The 19,172-nt window shown below is 71.3% G+C and carries 14 protein-coding genes and 1 riboswitch; of the genes, 3 read left to right on the top strand and 11 right to left on the bottom strand.

Going from position 1 to position 19,172, the window contains the following annotated elements; translation table 11 throughout:
* Nucleotides 1–40 precede the first annotated feature (40 nt).
* From ABZY45_RS24870 to ABZY45_RS24855, 4 genes are all read right to left on the bottom strand, one after another.
* On the bottom strand, nt 41–691 hold the full coding sequence (locus ABZY45_RS24870) for a thymidine kinase (protein ID WP_356743114.1): 651 nt from the start codon (nt 689–691) through the stop codon (nt 41–43).
* 82 nt (nt 692–773) lie between these two features.
* Nucleotides 774–1,964 carry a nucleotide pyrophosphatase/phosphodiesterase family protein gene (locus tag ABZY45_RS24865; protein ID WP_356743112.1) on the bottom strand — a complete coding sequence of 397 codons (1,191 nt, stop codon included), beginning with the start codon at nt 1,962–1,964 and terminating at the stop codon, nt 774–776.
* The gene (locus ABZY45_RS24860) at nt 1,964–2,560 is read right to left on the bottom strand and encodes a DUF5998 family protein (protein WP_356743110.1); all 597 of its coding nucleotides are present in this window, start codon (nt 2,558–2,560) and stop codon (nt 1,964–1,966) included. Before ABZY45_RS24860 ends, ABZY45_RS24865 begins: the two co-directional genes overlap by 1 nt.
* Nucleotides 2,561–2,703: 143 nt before the next feature.
* On the bottom strand, nt 2,704–5,775 hold the full coding sequence (locus tag ABZY45_RS24855) for a GNAT family N-acetyltransferase (RefSeq protein WP_356743108.1): 3,072 nt from the start codon (nt 5,773–5,775) through the stop codon (nt 2,704–2,706).
* A gap of 164 nt (nt 5,776–5,939) precedes the next feature.
* Between ABZY45_RS24855 and ABZY45_RS24850 the strand changes: the two genes are divergently transcribed.
* Nucleotides 5,940–6,221 carry an HPr family phosphocarrier protein gene (locus ABZY45_RS24850; RefSeq protein WP_356743106.1) on the top strand — a complete coding sequence of 94 codons (282 nt, stop codon included), beginning with the start codon at nt 5,940–5,942 and terminating at the stop codon, nt 6,219–6,221.
* 165 nt (nt 6,222–6,386) lie between these two features.
* Here the strand turns inward: ABZY45_RS24850 and ABZY45_RS24845 are convergent, their stop codons facing one another.
* From ABZY45_RS24845 to ABZY45_RS24830, 4 genes are all read right to left on the bottom strand, one after another.
* Entirely contained in the window at nt 6,387–7,085 is a 699-nt protein-coding gene (locus ABZY45_RS24845; RefSeq protein ID WP_356743104.1) for a GntR family transcriptional regulator, read from the bottom strand.
* 257 nt (nt 7,086–7,342) lie between these two features.
* Nucleotides 7,343–8,137: a M23 family metallopeptidase gene (locus ABZY45_RS24840; RefSeq protein ID WP_356743102.1), complete on the bottom strand. Its 795-nt coding sequence runs from the start codon at nt 8,135–8,137 to the stop codon at nt 7,343–7,345.
* 12 nt (nt 8,138–8,149) lie between these two features.
* Nucleotides 8,150–8,322: riboswitch (cyclic di-AMP (ydaO/yuaA leader) on the bottom strand.
* Between the two features lie 209 nt (nt 8,323–8,531).
* A complete protein-coding gene (locus tag ABZY45_RS24835; protein ID WP_356743388.1) occupies nt 8,532–9,914 on the bottom strand; it encodes a pitrilysin family protein in 1,383 nt (460 codons plus the stop codon).
* 26 nt (nt 9,915–9,940) lie between these two features.
* A complete protein-coding gene (locus tag ABZY45_RS24830) occupies nt 9,941–11,293 on the bottom strand; it encodes a pitrilysin family protein (protein WP_356743100.1) in 1,353 nt (450 codons plus the stop codon).
* Nucleotides 11,294–11,539: 246 nt separating this feature from the next.
* On the opposite strand from ABZY45_RS24830, the gene ABZY45_RS24825 reads away from it, so the two are divergent.
* Entirely contained in the window at nt 11,540–13,990 is a 2,451-nt protein-coding gene (locus ABZY45_RS24825; RefSeq protein WP_356743098.1) for a DNA topoisomerase IV subunit A, read from the top strand.
* Nucleotides 13,991–14,164: 174 nt separating this feature from the next.
* On the opposite strand, the gene ABZY45_RS24820 is transcribed toward ABZY45_RS24825, so the two are convergent.
* Together ABZY45_RS24820 and ABZY45_RS24815 are read right to left on the bottom strand one after the other, a co-directional pair.
* Nucleotides 14,165–15,289, bottom strand: coding sequence for a GTP-binding protein (locus ABZY45_RS24820; protein ID WP_356743096.1), 1,125 nt, complete (start codon nt 15,287–15,289; stop codon nt 14,165–14,167).
* A 21-nt stretch (nt 15,290–15,310) separates the two neighbouring features.
* Complete coding sequence (locus ABZY45_RS24815) at nt 15,311–16,474, bottom strand: citrate synthase/methylcitrate synthase (RefSeq protein WP_356743094.1); 1,164 nt, start codon at nt 16,472–16,474, stop codon at nt 15,311–15,313.
* A gap of 140 nt (nt 16,475–16,614) precedes the next feature.
* Between ABZY45_RS24815 and ABZY45_RS24810 the strand changes: the two genes are divergently transcribed.
* Nucleotides 16,615–17,973, top strand: coding sequence for a citrate/2-methylcitrate synthase (locus ABZY45_RS24810; protein WP_356743092.1), 1,359 nt, complete (start codon nt 16,615–16,617; stop codon nt 17,971–17,973).
* 138 nt (nt 17,974–18,111) lie between these two features.
* On the opposite strand, the gene ABZY45_RS24805 is transcribed toward ABZY45_RS24810, so the two are convergent.
* Nucleotides 18,112–19,119, bottom strand: a complete 1,008-nt coding sequence (locus ABZY45_RS24805) for a LacI family DNA-binding transcriptional regulator (protein ID WP_356743090.1) — start codon at nt 19,117–19,119, stop codon at nt 18,112–18,114.
* Nucleotides 19,120–19,172: the final 53 nt, after the last annotated feature.

Raw genomic sequence — 19,172 nt, 5'->3', positions numbered from 1 at the left:
TCCGACCGGCGCCCTCGTTCGCACCCGCGCCGCCGGCGCATCAAGGAGATGACACAGGCAGGACATCCGGGGACAGTGCGCCCGCGCGGACAGAGGCGGCAGTCATGCGGCGCCGGTGGTGACGGCGGCAGAGCACCTCGTAGCCGATCTCGCCCATCGGCCGGTTCACGTCACCGACCACGACCTGCGCCCCCTGGACGACCATCTCACCGTCTATGGTCCGCGCGTTGTGCGTGGCACGGGCACCACACCAGCACAGAGCCTCGACCTGCAACTGCTCGACCCGGTCGGCGAGTTCGATCAGTCGCTGCGAACCGGGGAACAACTTGGTGCGGAAGTCCGTCGTGATACCAAAAGCGAAGACGTCCATGCCCAAGTCGTCCACTACGCGCGCCAGTTGATCGATCTGGTCCGGAGCCAGGAACTGCGCTTCGTCGACGATGACGTAGTCGACCCTGCCACCCTTGGTCAGCTGCGCGACCAGGTACGCGTACAGGTCCATCCCCTCGTCCGCCTCCACGGCCTCCGTCACCAGCCCCAGCCGTGAGGACAGCTTGCCTTCACCCGCTCGGTCGTCCCGGGTGAAGATCACGCCCTGGAGCCCTCGGGCCGAGCGATTGTGCCCGATCTGGAGCGCCAGGGTGCTCTTTCCGCAGTCCATCGTTCCGGAGAAGAACACGAGCTCGGGCATGAGGAGAGGCGCGCCTTTCGGGTGCGGATGCGATGTGCGGATTCGGTGCGTGGGGGGCCGTGCGCGGGGGGCGGGAGGAGGGTCAGGAGCGTACTTCGAGGAGCGGAACGAGCTGTTCCACGGGGGTCAGTGACCCGTGCATCCCCACCATCCGGGACTCATGGGGCTCGTTGACCGACGCGGTGATCACCACGTCGTCGTGAGCCGCTGCCACCACGTCGCCGATCCTGCCGTACACGCGCTCGTCGATCCGCGGCCCGAACCAGCCCGCCGCGACGGCCTCGTCGCGGCTCGCCACCCAGAACTGCTCGCCGAGCACCTCGCGCCAGACGGTGAGTACGTCGGCCTGGGCCCCGGGAACCGCGTACACATGGCGGGCCCGGCCCTCGCCGCCCAGCAGGGCCACGCCCGCGCCGAGCTCCCAGTCCTCGTCGAAGTCGATACGGGACTGCTCGTCGAACGGGATGTCGATCATGCCGTGGTCGGCGGTGATGTACAGCGCCGAGCGCGGCGGGAGCTGCTCGGCGAGGCGCTGGGCGAGACCGTCCACGTACATCAGCTGGCCACGCCAGGCATCGGAGTCGGTACCGAAGCGGTGGCCCTGGCCGTCGACCTCGCTGTAGTACGTGTAGACGAGGGACCTGTCACCGGCGGCGAGACGCTCGGCGGCGACGTCCATCCGCTCCTCGCCGGAGAGCCGGCCGAGGAAGGAACCACCACTGAGCGCGACCTTGGTCAGGGGCGTCTGCTCGAAGTCCGGGGCGGAGACCTGCGCGGTGCGTACCCCTGCGGCGTCCGCGAGCGTGAAGACGGTGGGGTAGGGCTGCCAGACCTTCGGCGCGGTCCAGGGCTTCCAGCGGAGCTGGTTCATCAGCTCGCCGGTCTCCGGGTTGCGCACGGTATAGCCGGGGAGCCCGTGTTCGCCTGGGGGCAGACCCGTGCCGACCGAAGCGAGCGAGGTGGCCGTGGTGGACGGGAAACCCGAGGTGAGCGGCCTGCCCGTGCCGCCGCGGGAGGTGGGGAGCAGGGAGTGCAGGAAGGGGGCCTCGTCCGGGTGGGCCTTGATCTGCTCCCAGCCGAGTCCGTCGATCAGGAAGACGCAGTTGCGGTCGGCCGGGGTGAGCTCCGGGATCGTCGCCTCGAAGCCCGGGACACCCTGGCCCGCGGCCAGCGTCGGCAGGAGGTCGGCGAGCGAGCCGCTGCCGTACTCCGGAACGGGCGCGGTCTCGGGATCGAGCAGGACCGGGTCCTGCCAGGCCGGCGGCTGGACCATCAGCGGGTGGTGGCCGCGGTGGCGGCCGTGGCCTCGGAGAGCGCCTGGGCGAAGGCGAGGGTCTGGCGCACGGTGTCCGGGCCGTCCCCGGCCTCGCTGACACGCAGGCTCAGGTCGTCGGCGGTGGAGCTGCCGGTGTAGCCGTGGTCGGCCTCGCAGTTGGGGTCACCGCAGGCGGCGGGCTCCAGGTCGATGCGGGAGACGGCACCCCAGCCGATCGTCAGGACGACCTCGCGGGGCAGCGTGCCGGGCACGTACTTCTCGGGGTTGGCGACCACGCGGCTGACCACGACGGACGAGATCCGGTCGAGCTTGACCGACTCGGTGGACGTCGTGGCGTACGGCGTCGGGGAGCTCGTGTCTGCGGCCTGCTCGTCGGTATGGCTGACGATGAAGCGGGTGTCCGTCAGGACGAGGACCGTGACATGGCGGCGCACCTCGTTGGAGTCGAAGGTGGTCTCCTGGTGGACCAGATACGACGCGACCGGCTCCCCGCCGACGGCGGCCTCCACCGCCTCGGCCACGAGGGCCGGGTAGTAGCCGCTGCGCTCGATCGCCGCGCGCAGCCCCTGGGTCGTCGTACCGGTCTTTGCCATAGGGACCATCCTACGGGGGGCCGGTGGCTGCCGGGGACGCCGTGCGCGGGTCGGCGGGCGGTCAGTAGCTGGGGAGCCGGCGGGGGCCGAGATCCCTGCGCGGTCAGTAGCTGAGAGCCCGCCGGGGCCGAAGTCCCCGCCGGTCAGTAGCTGGGCAGCCGGCGGGGGCCGAGGTCACTGCGGGCGGGCGGCGGGGCGAGCCGGACACTCGCTCCGAGGACCGTCAGGCCCTGCGTGGCGACGACTACGGGCTCCAGGGTGACCGAGACCACCTCGGGGTGGTCGTCGACCAGCCGGGACACCCTCAGCAGAAGCTCTTCGAGCGCCGCTGTGTCCGCCGGCGCGGACCCGCGCCAGCCGAACAGCACCGGAGCCGCCCTGATGGAGCGGATCAGCTCGGCGGCGTCGCGGTCGGTGGCGGGCACGAGACGGTGCGCGGTGTCGCCCAGCAGCTCGGAGGGCGCGCCGGCCAGCCCGAAGGAGAGGACGGCACCGGCGGCGGCGTCGATCGACGCCTTGACGACGGTGTCGACCCCCCTGGGTGCCATGGCCTGGACCACGGGGCGGAGTTCGGCCGGTGTGCCCAGCAGCTCGGTGAGTTCGCCGTAGGCCCGGCGCAGCGCGTTCTCGTTGGCGAGGTCGAGCCGGACGCCACCGAGGTCGGCGCGGTGGCGGAGATGGGGGGCGGTGGTCTTCAGTGCCACCGGGTAGCCGAGCTCGGAGGCGGCAGCCACGGCTTCCCCGGGATCCGGGGCGGGAAGAGCGGGCCGGACGGCGATCCCGTAACGGGCGAGCAGGTCGCGTGCCTCGTCCGGGGTGAGCGGGCGGCCCCGCGGGTCGGGGCCGGGGCCCAGCAACGCGTCGATCAGCCCGGCGGCCCCCGGTTCGTCGATCGTGTCGTCCAGGAATTCGGGCACCTTGCCGGGGGACGCGGCCTGGCGCCGCCACTGTGCGTACTTCACGGCCTCGGCGAGGGCGCGTACGGCTCGTTCGGCGGCGGGGTAGGCGGGGATCCGGCCGGTGGAGGAGCCGGGGCCGCCCGCAGGCGCCGGGGCGGGAGCGCCCACGCCCGCCGGTGCCGTATCCGCCGTGCCGCCACGTACGGGAGCGCCCGTACGTGGCGGAGCGGGATCGCCGGTGGCCGCCGGTGGGTTGCCGGTGGCCGCGGTGTCCCCCACTCCCTGGACGGGGGTCGTGGCGCGGACGGCGCCCGGGGCCGGCGTCCGGAGCTGTGGCTCCGGCTCCCTCTCGGAGCCCGAGGCCGCCGCGTGGGACTCCGTCCCGGGTCCTGGTTCCTGCGTCGCTCCGGGGGCGGTCGTGCGGGGCCGGGGCGCCGCCGTGCTCGTGGCGGCGGCGAGGGCCGCCGCCAGGCCGCCCATCTCCACGTGCACCACGGCCACCGGCTTGGCCGGGCCGCCGGCCGCAGCCTCGCGCAGCGCGGCGGCCAGGGTCTCGCCGTCACCGGTCTCGGCCTCGCCGTTCTCCCCCACCCACGGGATCGCGGTCACGATCACCGCGTCGCAGGTCCGGTCGGCGAGCGCGTCCGCGAGCGCGTCCCGGAAGTCCTGCGGTCCGGCGGCCGTCGTGAGATCGCGCGGCGGACGTGGGCGCAGCCCCTCGGCGAGGCAGGCGTCGTAGGTGAGGAGGCCGAGGGACTCGGAGTTGCCCAGGATCGCCACCCGGGGCCCGTCCGGCAGTGGCTGGCCCGCGAGGAGCAGGCCCACGTCGACCAGCTCGGTCACGGTGTCGACACGGATCACTCCCGCCTGCCGCATCAGCGCGGAGACCGTCGCGTCCGGGATCCGGCTGACAGGTACGGCATGGCCCGGCGGGTTGGACCCGCTGTGCCGCGCCCCCTTCACCACGACCACGGGCTTCACCGCGGCCGTACGGCGCGCGAGCCGGGTGAACTTGCGCGGGTTGCCGAGCGACTCCAGGTACAGCAGGGCGACGTCGGTTCCCTGGTCCTCGTACCAGTACTGCAGGAAGTCGTTGCCCGAGACGTCGGCCCGGTTGCCCGCGGAGATGAAGGCCGACAGTCCGGCTCCGCGCCGGTGGAGACCGGACAGGACGGCAATCCCGATGGCGCCGGACTGGGTGAAGAGGCCGATGCGCCCGGGCTGCGGGGACTCGGGGGCGAGCGAGGCGTTCAGGCGGACGGATTCAGAGGTGTTGATGATGCCGAAGGCGTTGGGGCCGATGATCCGCATGCCGTACGAGCGTGCCTGCCGGACCAGTTCGCGCTGGCGCTCCCGCCCTTCGGCGCCCTGCTCCGCGTAACCGGCGGAGAGGACGACGAGTCCCTGGACCCCGTGTTCTCCGCAGTCCGCGACTGCCTGCGGGACCCGGTCGGCGGGGACGGCCACGACCGCGAGATCGACCTGTGCGCCGATCTCGCCCACGGAGCGGTACGCGGGGACCCCGTCGACGGTCTCCAGACCTGCGTCGAAGGACGTGTTCACCGCGTACGCGCGCCCGGTGAAGCCTGAGCCCAGGAGGTTGCGCAGCACCGTGCGGCCCACTCCCCCGGGCGCGCGTCCGGCGCCCACGACCGCGACGGAGCCGGGCGTCAGCAGGCGCTGCACCGAGCGGGCCTCGGCCCGCTGCTCACGGGCGCGCTGGACGGCCAGGGACTCCGCCGTGGGCTCGATGTCGAGGGTGAGATGGACGGAGCCTTCCTCGAAGCTGCGCTGCTGGGTGAACCCGGCGTCGCGGAACACCTTGATCATCTTGTTGTTGGCGGGCAGCACCTCGGCGGCGAATCGGCGGATGCCACGTTCCCTGGCGACCGCCGCGATGTGTTCGAGGAGGGCCGACGCGACGCCACGGCCCTGGTGGGCGTCCTGGACGAGGAAGGCGACCTCCGCCTCGTCCGCGGGGGCGGAGGCCGGCCTGCCCTGGTCGTCGATGCGGTCGTAGCGCACGGTCGCGATGAACTCGCCGCCGATCGTGACGGCCAGTCCCACCCGGTCGACGTAGTCGTGATGGGTGAAGCGGTGCACGTCGCGGGCGGAGAGGCGAGGGTACGGGGCGAAGAAGCGGTAGTACTTCGACTCGTCGGACACCTGCTCGTAGAAGCTGACGAGACGCTCGGCGTCGTCCGTGGTGATGGGCCTGATGCGCGCGGTGCCACCGTCACGGAGCACCACGTCCGCCTCCCAGTGGTCGGGGTACGCGTGGTGCGGACTCTGCTCCGGTGAGGGCGAGGGCTCCATGGGCAAAGCCTACGGCTCGTCGCACCGGTCGCGTCGGCATTGCGGCGGGGGCACGCTGAGGGTGCCGGCGGGCGGTGCGCGGGCCGGCGGCGAGCCCAGAGCAGGCAGTGCACACCGCATGAGACACTGGTCTAGACAACCATTGATACGTGAAGGGCAGAACCATGGCTGAGCGCCGCGTCAACGTCGGTTGGGCCGAGGGCCTGCACGCCCGCCCCGCTTCCATCTTCGTCCGTGCCGCCACGGCCTCCGGCGTCCCGGTGACGATCGCCAAGGCGGACGGCAACCCCGTGAACGCCGCTTCCATGCTCGCGGTGCTCGGCCTGGGCGCCCAGGGCGGCGAGGAGATCGTGCTCTCCTCCGAGGCGGACAACGCCGAGGTCGCTCTGGACCGTCTGGCGAAGCTGGTCGCCGAGGGGCTGGAGGAGCTCCCGGAGACCGTCTGAGTCCGGCCCGTCCGGAATCTTTTCTGCGGATAAGCCGCGGCGCCCTCTCACCGGGAGTCGCGGCTTTTCTGTTTCACGAGCGGGCAGCGGCACTCCTCGCGCCCGAATTAGGGCAGCAGAAATAAAGCCCCGCGACAATTACCTTCTTTGTATACGGCGCAATTGTTAATGACGTGCTCCCGCGATGTTTACGGGGTGTTGCGAAGTCCTCACCCGCACGCCGCCCGCCGTGCCACCGGGCGGACGGCGCAGCCGGTGCGCGGCGGTGGCCCGCTCGGCGTGCTGGGCGGCGAGGGCCCTGGCCCGTTCGGCGTCGCCGCGCGCCACGGCGTCGACGAGGGCACCGTGCTCCGCCCAGGAGTCCGCGGGGCGGGCGGGCTGTTCGACGGAGTACATCCACGCGATCTTGTGCCGGAGCTGGGTGAGCAGCGCGATCAGGGCGGGGCTGCCCGACGCCTGCGCCAGCGTCTCGTGGAACCAGCCGCCCAGCGAGCGCAGATCCTCCCCCTCGCCGCGGCGCACCCGCTCCTGCCCCAGTCTGACCAGGCCTCGGAGCACCTTGAGGTGGGCGTCGGTGCGTCGCTGCGCCGCCCGGGCCGCCCCGAGGGGCTCCAGGAGCATGCGGATCTCCAGCAGGTCCGCGGCCTCCTGCTCCGTCGGCTCGGCGACACAGGCACCGGCGTGCCGGCGGGTGACGACGAACCCCTCGGACTCCAGGGTGCGCAGCGCCTCGCGCACCGGGACGCGCGAGACGCCGTAACGTCGCGCGAGCACCTCTTCGGTGAGGCGGCTGCCACGTTCGAAGACACCGGAGACGATGTCGTCACGGATCGCCGTGCATACCGAATGCGCGGGAATGCGCATGTCCGAACCTCCGCCTTAATCCCCGCGAAACGCGGCCGATCGACGCCTGTTCTGTGACTCTATTGCAATCGGCGGGAATTTCCGATGGCAGGGTGGAATCCGTGGATTGCTTTTGGCCGCGGGGCACTTCCGCGCACGCTCCGCGGACTCCTCCGCCAGGGCACGGCGAAGGCCCCGGCGGGTGAGCCGGGGCCTTCGTGCTGAACTCCGGCGACGGGCCGGGGCCTTCGTGCGGAGCGTCGTCGTGCGGAGGCCTGTCAGACCTGCACGCCATGGGCGCGGAGGTAGGCGACCGGGTCCATGTCGGACCCGTAGTCGGGGGTGGTCCGGGCCTCGAAGTGCAGGTGCGGGCCCGTGGAGTTGCCGGTCGAGCCGGAGAGGCCTATCTGCTGGCCCGAGGTGACGCTCTGTCCGACCGAGACACCGATCGACGAGAGGTGGCCGTACTGGGTGTAGGTGCCGTCCTTCATCCGGAGCACGATGTTGTTGCCGTACGCGCCGCCCCAGCCCGCCTCGACGACCGTACCGGCGCCGACCGCGACCACGGAGGAGCCGGACGCCGCCTGGAAGTCCACTCCGGAGTGGCTGCCGGAGGACCACAGCGCGCCACCCGACTTGTAGCCGGTGGTCACGTGGGAGCCGGCGACCGGGAGGTGGAAGGCGTTCAGCCGGGCACGCTCGGCGGCGCGGGCCGCACGGGCCTCGGCCTCGCGGACCTCCTTGGCGCGGGCCTCGGCCTTGCGCTTCGCCTCCGCCTTGGCCTCGGCCTTCGCCTTCGCCTCGGCCTTCGCCTTGGCGGCGGCCTCGGCCTGGTGCTGCTGCGCCTCCGCCTGGGCGTCGATCTGGGCGGCGAGCGTGACGTCGAGGGAGACGGCCTGGGTCAGACCGGTGCTGCCCGTGGTGACGGACTCGGAATCCGCGGCGAGGGCCGGGGAGGCCGTGGCGCCGATGACGCCGGTGGTGGCCAGGGCCGCGATGCCGGCGACCTGAGCGCTCCTGCGCGTCAGGCGGCTCGGGGCACGGTGCTTCCCGGTGGCACGGATGAACGCCATGTAAGGGCTGGTCCTTTCCTTCCTTCTCGCCTACCGGGTTAGCTGACGGGTTCGGAGCAGGAAGGTCTCCTACGGGCCCCTCCGCGTCTCGTGCGAGGCGCGGAATTGCCCGATTCACCCCAGGGACTTCATGGGTCCCCGGCTCCCCAGGCTCGCGCCTGACGGGGACTCGGCGATGACTGTCCGGCGCCGCGGGCGCGGCATACGTCTGACGAACAGCCGGGCTGACGGTAGGTCGGGCCGCCTCGGGGAACCAAACGTAAAGGGCCTTATGTCGCACATCCCACAGGGCATATGCGGATCTTCAATACCAAATGGGACAGACGAACGGACCCCGGTGAGCACGTGCTCACCGGGGTCCGTTCTGTCATGCCCTGAAGGGCATTCTCCGCTGTCAGCCGCTGACGACCGACACCTCACCGATACCCAGTGCCCTGACGGGCTCGGCGATCTGGGCCGCGTCCCCCACGAGCACGGTGACCAGCCGGTCCACCGGGAACGCGTTGACCACGGCCGCGGTCGCCTCGACCGTGCCGGTCTCGGCCAGCCGCGCGTACAGCTGGGCCTGGTAGTCGTCCGGCAGGTGCTGCTCGACCTGGTCGGCGAGCGTGCCGGCCACCGAGGCGGCCGTCTCGTACTTCAGCGGGGCCACACCCACCAGGTTCTGCACGGCGGTCTCGCGCTCGGCGTCGGTCAGCCCTTCGGCCGCGAGAGTGCGCAGGACCTTCCACAGGTCGTCGAGCGCGGGTCCGGTGGACTCGGTGTCCACGGAGCCGCTGATCGCGAGCATCGCGGCACCGGTCGCTCCGGAGGAGGAACCGGGGGCGGTGGAGCGCAGCACCTGCCCGAAGGCCCGGACACCGTAGGTGTAGCCCTTCTCCTCACGCAGCACACGGTCCAGCCGCGAGGTGAGCGTGCCTCCGAGGCAGTACGTGCCGAGGACCTGCGCGGGCCACACACTGTCGTGGCGGTCCGCCCCGATACGGCCGATCAGGAGCTGCGTCTGCACGGCTCCGGGACGGTCCACGATGACCACGCGGCCGGTGTCGTCCGCGGTGATCGGGGGAACCGGGCGGGCCTGGGCGGTGTTGCCCGACCAGTCACCGAGGGTGTCGGCGAGCAGGGCGTCGAGGTCCACCCCGGTGAGGTCGCCGACGACGACCGCGGTCGCGGTGGACGGACGGACATGGGCGTCGTAGAAGGCGCGCACGGCCGCGGCGTCGATCCCCCGGACCGTCTCCTCGGTGCCCTGGCGCGGACGCGACATCCGTGCCGTCGCGGGGAAGAGTTCCTTGGAGAGCTGCTTGGCGGCCCTGCGGGCCGGGTTGGCCTGCTCGTGCGGGATCTCGTCGAGCCGGTTGCCCACCAGGCGCTCGATCTCGCTCTCCGCGAAGGCGGGCGCCCGAAGTGCCTCGGCGACCAGGCCGAGGGCCTTGGCCAGCCGGGAGACCGGGACCTCGAGGGAGACGCGGAGCCCCGGGTGGTCGGCGTGCGCGTCCAGGGTGGCGCCGCAGCGCTCCAGCTCGGCCGCGAACTCTTCCGCGGAGCGCTTGTCCGTCCCCTCGGACAGGGCCCGCGCCATGATCGTGGCCACGCCGTCCAGGCCTTCGGGCTCGGCGTCCAGGGGCGCGTCGAGGAAGATCTCCACGGCGACGACCTGCTGGCCGGGGCGGTGGCAGCGCAGCACGGTCAGGCCGTTGGGCAGGGCGCCGCGCTCGGGCGCGGGGAAGGCCCACGGCCTGGCTTCGCCGGCGGTGGGCTGCGGGTGGTACTGCATCGCTACTCCAGTCACGGCGGCGTCGGTCACTTGTCGGCCCCTTCGTGCGCGTCGGCGCCGTCCGTCTCGTCGGCCGGCTCGAGCGGCTCGTAGACCAGGACCGCGCGGTTGTCGGGACGCAGGTGCGCCCGGGCGGCCTCCTTGACCTCGTCTGCCGTCACGTCGAGCACCCGGCCCACCGCGGTCAGGGCGAGCTGCGGGTCACCGAACAGGACGGCGTAACGGCACAGTTCGTCGGCACGGCCCGCGACCGTGCCGAGCCGGTCCAGCCACTCGCGCTCCAACTGTGCCTGCGCCCGTTCCATTTCCTCGGGCGTGGGGCCCTCCTCGGCGAAGCGGGCCAGCTCCTCGTCGACGGCGGCCTCGATCTGCGGCACCTCGACCCCGCCGGACGTCTTGACGTCCAGCCAGCCCAGTGAGGGCGCGCCGGAGAGCCTGAGCAGCCCGAACCCCGCTGCGACCGCCGTCCGGTCGCGGCGGACCAGGCGGTTGTGCAGCCGCGACGACTCGCCGCCGCCGAGCACGGTCAGCGCCAGGTCCGCGGCGTCGCACTCACGGGTTCCGTCGTGCGGCAGCCGGTAGGCGGCCATCAGCGCACGCGCGGGGACCTCCTCGTGGACCACCTCGCGCAGCTGCTCGCCGATGATTCCGGGCAGCGTGCCGTCCCGCGGGGGCTGCTTGCCGTCATGGGAGGGGATGGAGCCGAAGTACTTCTCGATCCAGGCGAGGGTCTGCTCCGGGTCGATGTCCCCGACCACGGAGAGCACCGCGTTGTTCGGGGCGTAGTACGTACGGAAGAACGCCTGCGCGTCCTCCAGCGTCGCCGCGTCCAGGTCGGCCATCGAGCCGATCGGCGTGTGGTGGTAGGGGTGGCCCTCCGGGTAGGCGAGCGCGGTGAGCTTCTCGAACGCGGTGCCGTACGGGACGTTGTCGTAACGCTGGCGGCGCTCGTTCTTGACGACGTCGCGCTGGTTCTCCATGGACTCCTCGTCGAGCGCGGCGAGCAGCGAGCCCATCCGGTCGGCCTCGAGCCACAGGGCCAGCTCCAGCTGGTGCGTGGGCATCGTCTCGAAGTAGTTGGTGCGCTCGAAGCTGGTGGTGCCGTTGAGGGAGCCGCCCGCCCCCTGCACCAGCTCGAAGTGCCCGTTCCCCTTGACCTGGCCCGAGCCCTGGAACATCAGGTGCTCGAAGAGGTGAGCCAGACCGGTGCGTCCCGCGACCTCGTGGCGGGACCCGACGTCGTACCAGAGGCAGACCGCGGCGACCGGGGTCAGATGGTCCTCGGAGAGCACCACGCGCAGGCCGTTGGCCAGACGGTGCTCGGTCGCCGTCAAGCCGCCGGAACCGGCCTGGGCTGTGGCCGTGTGACCCATGGGCATGTACGTCCCTTCGATCGGTACAGGATTTCCTGCCGGACCTGCCACTCTAAGCAAGCGCACGGGCACCTGGCGAAGTTCCCGTTGGGTGAATGTTGTCGTAGATGCTGCCGTAAAGACGGGCCCGGCACAGTCCCTCGGGACCGCTTCGGACGGGTCGAGGTCGGCGTTGTCGGTACGGCGGTCCACAATGGTCGGCGTCAGAACCTGAGGTTGCCCGACAGAATCTGTGAAGGAGTCGCAGCCGCGATGGCCCGCCGCAGCACGAAAACCCCGCCGCCGGACGACTTCGAGGAGAAGATCCTCGACATCGACGTCGTCGACGAAATGCAGGGCTCCTTCCTCGAGTACGCGTACTCGGTGATCTACTCCAGGGCTCTCCCCGACGCCCGCGACGGCATGAAGCCCGTGCACCGCCGCATCGTGTCCCAGATGAACGAGATGGGTCTGCGTCCCGACCGCGGCTACGTGAAGTGCGCCCGTGTCGTGGGCGAGGTGATGGGCAAACTGCACCCGCACGGTGACGCGTCGATCTATGACGCACTGGTGCGCATGGCACAGCCGTTCTCGATGCGTCTGCCTCTCGTCGACGGACACGGAAACTTCGGCTCGCTCGGCAACGACGATCCACCGGCCGCCATGCGGTACACCGAGTGCCGGATGGCCGACGCCACGTCCCTGATGACGGAGTCGATCGACGAGGACACCGTCGATTTCCAGTCGAACTACGACGGCCAGGAGCAGGAACCGGTCGTCCTCCCCGCCGCGTATCCGAACCTCCTGGTCAACGGTGCGTCCGGGATCGCGGTCGGCATGGCGACCAACATGCCCCCGCACAACCTCGGCGAGGTCATCGCCGCGGCCCGCCACCTCATCCGGCACCCGGGCGCCGACCTCGAGACCCTGATGCGCTTCGTCCCGGGCCCCGACCTGCCGACAGGCGGCAGGATCGTCGGACTCGGCGGCATCAAGGACGCGTACGCCGCCGGGCGCGGCACGTTCAAGATCCGCGCCACGGTCGCCATAGAGAACGTCACGGCGCGCCGCAAGGGCCTCGTCGTCACCGAACTGCCCTTCACCGTCGGTCCGGAGAAGGTGATCGCGAAGATCAAGGACCTCGTCGGCTCGAAGAAGCTCCAGGGCATCGCGGACGTCAAGGACCTCACCGACAGGGCGCACGGTCTGCGCCTGGTGATCGAGGTCAAGAACGGCTTCGTGCCCGAGGCCGTGCTGGAACAGCTCTACAAGCTGACGCCGATGGAGGAGTCCTTCGGCATCAACAACGTGGCGCTCGTCGACGGGCAGCCGCTCACCCTGGGGCTCAAGGAGCTCCTCGAGGTCTACCTCGACCACCGCTTCGACGTGGTGCGACGGCGCAGCGAGTTCCGCAGGACCAAGCGCCGCAACCGGCTGCACCTGGTCGAGGGCCTGCTCGTCGCGCTCCTCGACATCGACGAGGTCATCCGTCTCATCCGGGACAGCGACAACTCCGCTCAGGCGAAGGAGCGCCTGATGGAGCGCTTCTCGCTCAGCGAGATCCAGACGCAGTACATCCTGGACACCCCGCTGCGCAGGCTGACCCGCTTCGACCGGATCGAGCTGGAGAGCGAGCGCGACACCCTCAACGAGGAGATCGCCAAGCTGACCGCGATCCTGGAGTCGGACGCCGAGCTGCGCAAGCTCGTCTCGTCCGAACTGGCCGCCGTGGCGAAGAAGTTCGGTACCGACCGGCGCACCGTCCTGCTGGAGTCGGCGGGTTCGCAGGTCGCGTCCGTCCCCCTGGAGGTCGCGGACGACCCGTGCCACGTGCTCCTCTCCTCGACCGGTCTGCTGGCCCGTACGGCGAACGCCGAGCCGGTCGTCCAGACCGAGGACGCCAGGCGCACCAAGCACGATGTGATCGTCTCGGCGGTCGCCGCGACAGCCCGCGGGGACGTGGGTGCGGTGACGTCCACCGGACGGCTGCTGCGTCTCTCCGTGATCGACCTTCCGCAGCTGCCGGACACGCACGCGGCCCCCAGCCTTTCGGGCGGGGCTCAGATCTCGGAGTTCCTCACGCTGGCGGCGGACGAGGAGCTGGTCTGCCTCACCACTCTGGACGAGGACGCCCCGGGCCTGGCCATCGGCACCCTTCAGGGGGTGGTGAAGCGGGTGGTGCCCGACTACCCGGCCAACAAGGACGAGTTGGAGGTCATCTCGCTGAAGGACGGTGACCGTATCGTCGGCGCCACTCAGCTGCGTACGGGCGAGGAGGACCTGGTCTTCATCACGTCCGACGCCCAACTGCTGCGCTACCCGGCCGCGTCGGTGCGTCCGCAGGGGCGCCCGGCGGGCGGCATGGCGGGAGTCAAGCTCAGTGCCGGCGCCACGGTGCTGTCGTTCACCGCGGTGGATCCGGCGGCGGATGCCGTGGTGTTCACGGTCGCCGGGTCGCACGGCACGCTGGACGACTCGGAGCGCACCTGGAAGCTCACCCCGTTCGACCAGTATCCGCGCAAGGGCAGGGCCACCGGAGGGGTGCGCTGCCAGCGCTTCCTCAAGGGGGAGGACGTGCTGGTGTTCGCCTGGGCGGGCGGGACCCCGGCGCGTGCCGCGCAGAAGAACGGCTCGCCGGCCGAGCTGCCGGCTCCGGATCCGCGCCGTGACGGCTCGGGCACACCGTCGACGAGCCCCGTCGCGGTGGTCGCCGGATCGCTGTAGGGCCTGTCCGGACGGCGCGGGGCCTCGCGCCTCGTCGCCGTCCGGGGTCGCGGGTTCAGGCGTCCGGGGGTCGCTGGGGCTGCGGGTTCGGCGTCCCGCCCAGGGGGTCCGGGGGATCCGGCCTCCTCGCCGACCGGGGCCGTCAAGGCCTCCTCGCCGTCCGGGGGCCGGCCGTCAGGCCTCGTCGCCGTCCGGCTGTCGCACGTATCTCAGGACGCCCCACATGCTGCGCTCCAGCTCTTCCGTGGCGTCCTGGCCGGGGACCAGCCCCTCCGTGGCGTCCTGGCCGAGCTCCGGTCCTGCCGTGGTCACCTGGCCGTGGTCCTGGCAGTTCTCGAGCTCCTTGTGCAGCGCCTCCGCGTCGATGCCGGAGCCGATCAGCACGAGCTGGGTCCGACGCTCCTCATCCCGGCCCCAGGACTGCGGTACGAATCGCAGGAACCTGCCGACCGCGTGCAGGGCGTAGCGGTTGTCCCGGTCGCCCGCCCCGAAGTCGGCGAACCCCTTGATCCGGTAGAGGCCCTCGGGCCGCGAGTCGAGGAACGCCATGAAGCGGCGGGGGCTGAGCGGTACGTCCGTGGTGAAGGAGACGCTCTCGTACGCCGCGTGCAGGTGGGTGTCGTGCGTGCGGTCCGCCTCGGGCAGCAGGTCCTCGAAGCTCAGCTGGCGGTCGAGGTCGTCCTCGTCCGGCCGGAGAACGGGATCGAGGAGCATCTCCGGGTCGATCCGCCCGTAGGCGGCGCTGATGACAGCCCCCCTGCCGCCGGCCCTCGCGACCGCCTCCCGCACGCGCAGCAGATCGTCGTCGGAGACCCGGTCGGTCTTGTTCAGGACGATCAGGTCCGCGACCGTGAGATGGCGGTCGATCTCGGGGTGCCGCTCCCGGGTGGCGCCGAATTCGGCCGCGTCGACGACCTCGACCAGGCCCCCGTACCTGATGTCCGGGTTGTCGCTCGCCAGCACCATCCGCACGAGTTCCTGGGGCTCCGCCAGTCCGCTCGCCTCGATGACGATCACGTCGAGCCGGGCGGAGGGCCTGGTCAGGGTCTCCAGGTAGGTGTCGAGTTCGCTCGCGTCCACGGCGCAGCACATACAGCCGTTGCCCAGCGACACCGTGGAACCGACCTGTCCGGAGACGGTCAGGGCGTCGATCTCGATGGAACCGAAGTCGTTGACGATCACGCCGATGCGGTTGCCCGCCCTGTTCCGGAGCAAGTGGTTGAGCAGGGTCGTCTTGCCGGATCCGAGGAATCCCGCCAGGACGACGACCGGGATCTGCGAGGCGTGGGGCGGGGTCAAAGTGGCCTTCCTCGGGGTGGTTCAGAGGGTCGGAACGGGCTGCGGGGGCGGCGTACCGACATAGCGCGCCGCCGGGCGGATGATCTTCGAGTCCTCCGCCTGCTCCAGGATATTGGCGCTCCAGCCGACCATCCGCGCCGCGCAGAAGGTCGGAGTGAACATCTCGCGGGGCAGTCCGCAGAGCTCCATGACGACCCCCGCGTAGAACTCCACATTGGTGTGCAGCTCACGCCCGGGCTTGAGCTCGGCGAGGATCGCCTCGACCTGCCGTTCCACCTCGACGGCGAAGTCGACGAGCGGCCCGCCGAAGTCCTGCGCGACCGAGCGCAGCATGCGTGAGCGTGGATCCTCGGTGCGGTAGACGGGGTGCCCGAAACCCATGATCCGGTCCCCCGCGAGCACCCGCTCACGAATCCAGCCGTCGATGCGGTCCGGCGTGCCGATGGCGTCCAGGGTGTCCAGTGCACGGCTGGGCGCGCCGCCGTGCAGCGGTCCCGATAGGGCGCCCACGGCCCCGCCGAGGCAGGCGGCGACGTCGGCGCCGGTGGAGGCGATCACGCGCGCGGTGAAGGTGGAGGCGTTGAAGCCGTGGTCGATCGTGGAGACGAGGTACTGCTCGACGGCGGCCGTCCGTGCGGCGTCCGGCTCCTCGCCGGTGAGCATGTGGAGGTAGTTCGCCGCGAACGGGAGGTCGTCGCGGGGTTCGACCGGTTCGAGGCCCTGGCCGAGGCGGTACAGGGCTGTCAGGACGGTCGGCACCGCCGCACAGACGGCGAGCGCGTCCTCGCGGCGACGGTCGGCACCGATGTCGTACACCGGCCGGAATCCCGCCGACGCTCCGAGCAGCGAGAGCGCGGTACGCAGCCCGGCCAGCGGGCCGGACACCACACCGGCGCGGGCGATGGCGGGCAGCGCCTCCCGCACCTCGGCGGGCAGTCGACGCAGTCCGGCGGTACGCGCGGCGAAGGCGACGCTCGCCTCCCGGCCGGGCAGCTCGCCGTGGAACATCAGGTACCAGACGTCCTCGAAGCTGCGGCTGCGCGCCAGGTCGATCGCCGAGTACTGCCGGTAGTGGTAGAAGCCCTCGCGTCCGCGTACGTCGCCCAGGGCGGTCTCGGTGACGATCACACCGGCGAGGCCCCTGGGCACGTCGAGCGGCACTGTTTCCGTACGTGAGGCAGACATGGCAGGTCTCTCTTCCCTTGACGAGTTGCACATTGATTCGACTGTCCATGATTGATGCAAAGAGTGTCAATATTGATTAATCAATGTGTCATCGCGATGGATGGGACCGCGCATGGATCAGGCATGGATACGGTGGGCACATGACGCATGAGGCGGTGCACGGAGCCGGTACGGGGGACGGGAAGGCGGCGGGGCGACTTGAGCCCGGCGCTCCGGAGGCGGCCGGCGAGCGCCCGCCGACGACGCGGGACGGGGACGAAGGACGTCGGCTCACCACACGCGAGGCTGCCGACCTGCTCGGCGTGAAGCCCGAGACCGTGTACGCCTACGTGAGCCGGGGCCAGCTCGCGAGCAGGCGCACCCCTGGCGGGAGGGGCAGTACGTTCGACGCGGGCGAGGTCGAGGCGCTGGCCCGCCGTACCGGGCGCAGGGAGCCGTCCCCGGTGGCCGCGAACGGCCTTGTCTTCCGCACGGGTCTCACGCTCATCGAGCCCGACCGCTACTTCTTCCGCGGCGTCGACGCGACCGAACTCGCGCGCCGCCACAGCTTCGAGGAGGTCGCCGAGTGGCTCTGGACCGGCGAGCTCCGTCCGGGCATCCGCTTCGACGCGGCGCCCGAATTCCTCGACGCGGCACGGCGGGCCGCCGCATCACTGCCACGCCACAGCAGCTCGACGGACCGCCTCCGGGTCGCTGTCGCCGCCGCCGCGGTCGCCGACCCCCTGCGTTTCGACCTCTCGCCACAAGGGGTCCTCAACAGCGCGCGCGGCCTGATCCCCACCCTGGTCGGCGCGCTGCCGACGGCCGGGGAGCAGAGTGCAGAGGCCGGCTCTCTCGCCGCACGGCTGTGGCCGAGGCTGTCGCCGCGCTCCTCGGACGCGGCGTCACTCGCCGTGCTGGACACCGCGCTCGCCCTGCTGACCGATCACGATCTGGCGGCTTCGACCTTGGCGGCACGGGTCGCGGCGTCGACCCACGCACATCCTTACGCAGTGGTCTCCGCGGGACTCGGCGTGCTGGAGGGACCGCTGCACGGCGCCGCCAGCGGGCTGGCGCACCGGATGCTCTCCGAGGTCGTGGACCGGGGCAGCGCCGCCCCCGTCGTCGCCGACCACCTCCGCGCAGGACGCCGAGTGCCGGGACTCGGACACCGTCTGTACACAGGCGAGGACCCGAGGGCGACCGCACTCTTCGGGCTGCTGGAGGAGGTGCCACAGGCTGCCGCCGCCCTGGCGGCGGCACGCGATGTCATCGCGACCACCACCCGCCACACGCCCCTGCACGCCAACGTCGACCTGGCCCTGGCCGTTCTCTCGGTCGCCGCCGACATGCCGGCGGCGGCGGGCGAGACGATTTTCGCCGTGGCGCGCACGGCGGGCTGGATCGCCCATGCGATGGAGGAGTACACGGAACGGCCCCTGCGGATGCGGCCCAGCGGGCAGTACGAGGGCCCCCGCCCGCCACAGCCGCTGCCCACAGCGGGGTCAGGGTCGGCCTAGGCAGCGTCGCCCCGTGCCCCTGAGCCGACGGCGGCCCTGGGTGCGGCTCTGCAAATTAGCTACAGCCTGCGCAAAATCTCACGGCACGAAAGGAGCCCGCCCCGGCCGGGGCGGAGCGCTCCCCCGGGTTCAGCCGGGTCATCGGGGAGGCCGGGCGGTCGATCCGCGTACGACGAGCTCGGGTTCGAAGAGCAGCTCGTCGGACGCCACCTTGCGCCCGCTGATCTGGACCGAGAGCAGTTCGACCGCTGCCCTGCCCATGGCTTCGATGGGCTGGCGCACCGTGGTCAGCGGCGGCTCGGTGCAGTTCATGAACGCCGAGTCGTCGTAGCCGACGACGGAGACGTCCGCGGGCACCGACAGGCCCCGTCGCCGGGCCGCACGCACCGCACCCAGCGCCAGCGGGTCGCTGGCGCAGATGATGCCGGTGACCCCTCGGTCGAGCAGACGAGTGGCGGCTGCCTGACCGCCCTCCAGCGAGAACATCGCCCGGGCCACCCACTCGTCCTGCACCGTGATCCCCGACTGCGCGGCCAGCGTACGCGCGGCGGTGAGCTTGCGCTGCGAGGGCATGTGGTCGGCCGGGCCGAGGACGAACCCGATCTTCTCGTGGCCGAGGGAGACGAGATGGCGCCAGGCCTGCTCGACAGCCACCGAGTCGTCGCACGAGACGGCGGGGAAACCGAGGTGGGCGATGGCCGCGTTGATCAGGACGACAGGGATCTTGCGATCGGCGAGCACCTTGTAGTGGTCGTGGGGGGCATCGGCCTGGGCGTACAGACCGCCCGCGAACACGACACCGGACACCTGCTGCTGCAGGAGCAGCTCGACGTAGTCGGCCTCGGACACTCCTCCCTTGGTCTGGGTGCAGAGCACGGGCGTCAGTCCCTGTTGGGCGAGCGCGCCGCCGACCACTTCGGCGAAGGCCGGGAAGATCGGGTTCTGCAACTCCGGCAGGACGAGCCCGACCAGCCGGGCACGCTCACCACGGAGCTGCGTCGGACGCTCGTAACCCAGCACGTCGAGGGCGGAGAGGACGGCTTGCCGTGTGGCGTCGGAGACGCCTGGCTTCCCGTTCAGCACGCGGCTGACCGTGGCCTCGCTGACTCCAACTTTCTGGGCAACCTGAGCAAGTCGTCGCGTCATGCGCGCAAGATTAGCGCAAGATACGCAAGCAGATTGCGTGGCTGTGGATACCC

Source organism: Streptomyces sp. NPDC006516, assembly GCF_040611875.1.
Taxonomy (GTDB): Bacteria; Actinomycetota; Actinomycetes; order Streptomycetales; family Streptomycetaceae; genus Streptomyces.
This window is presented reverse-complemented; position numbering and strand designations above follow the sequence as displayed.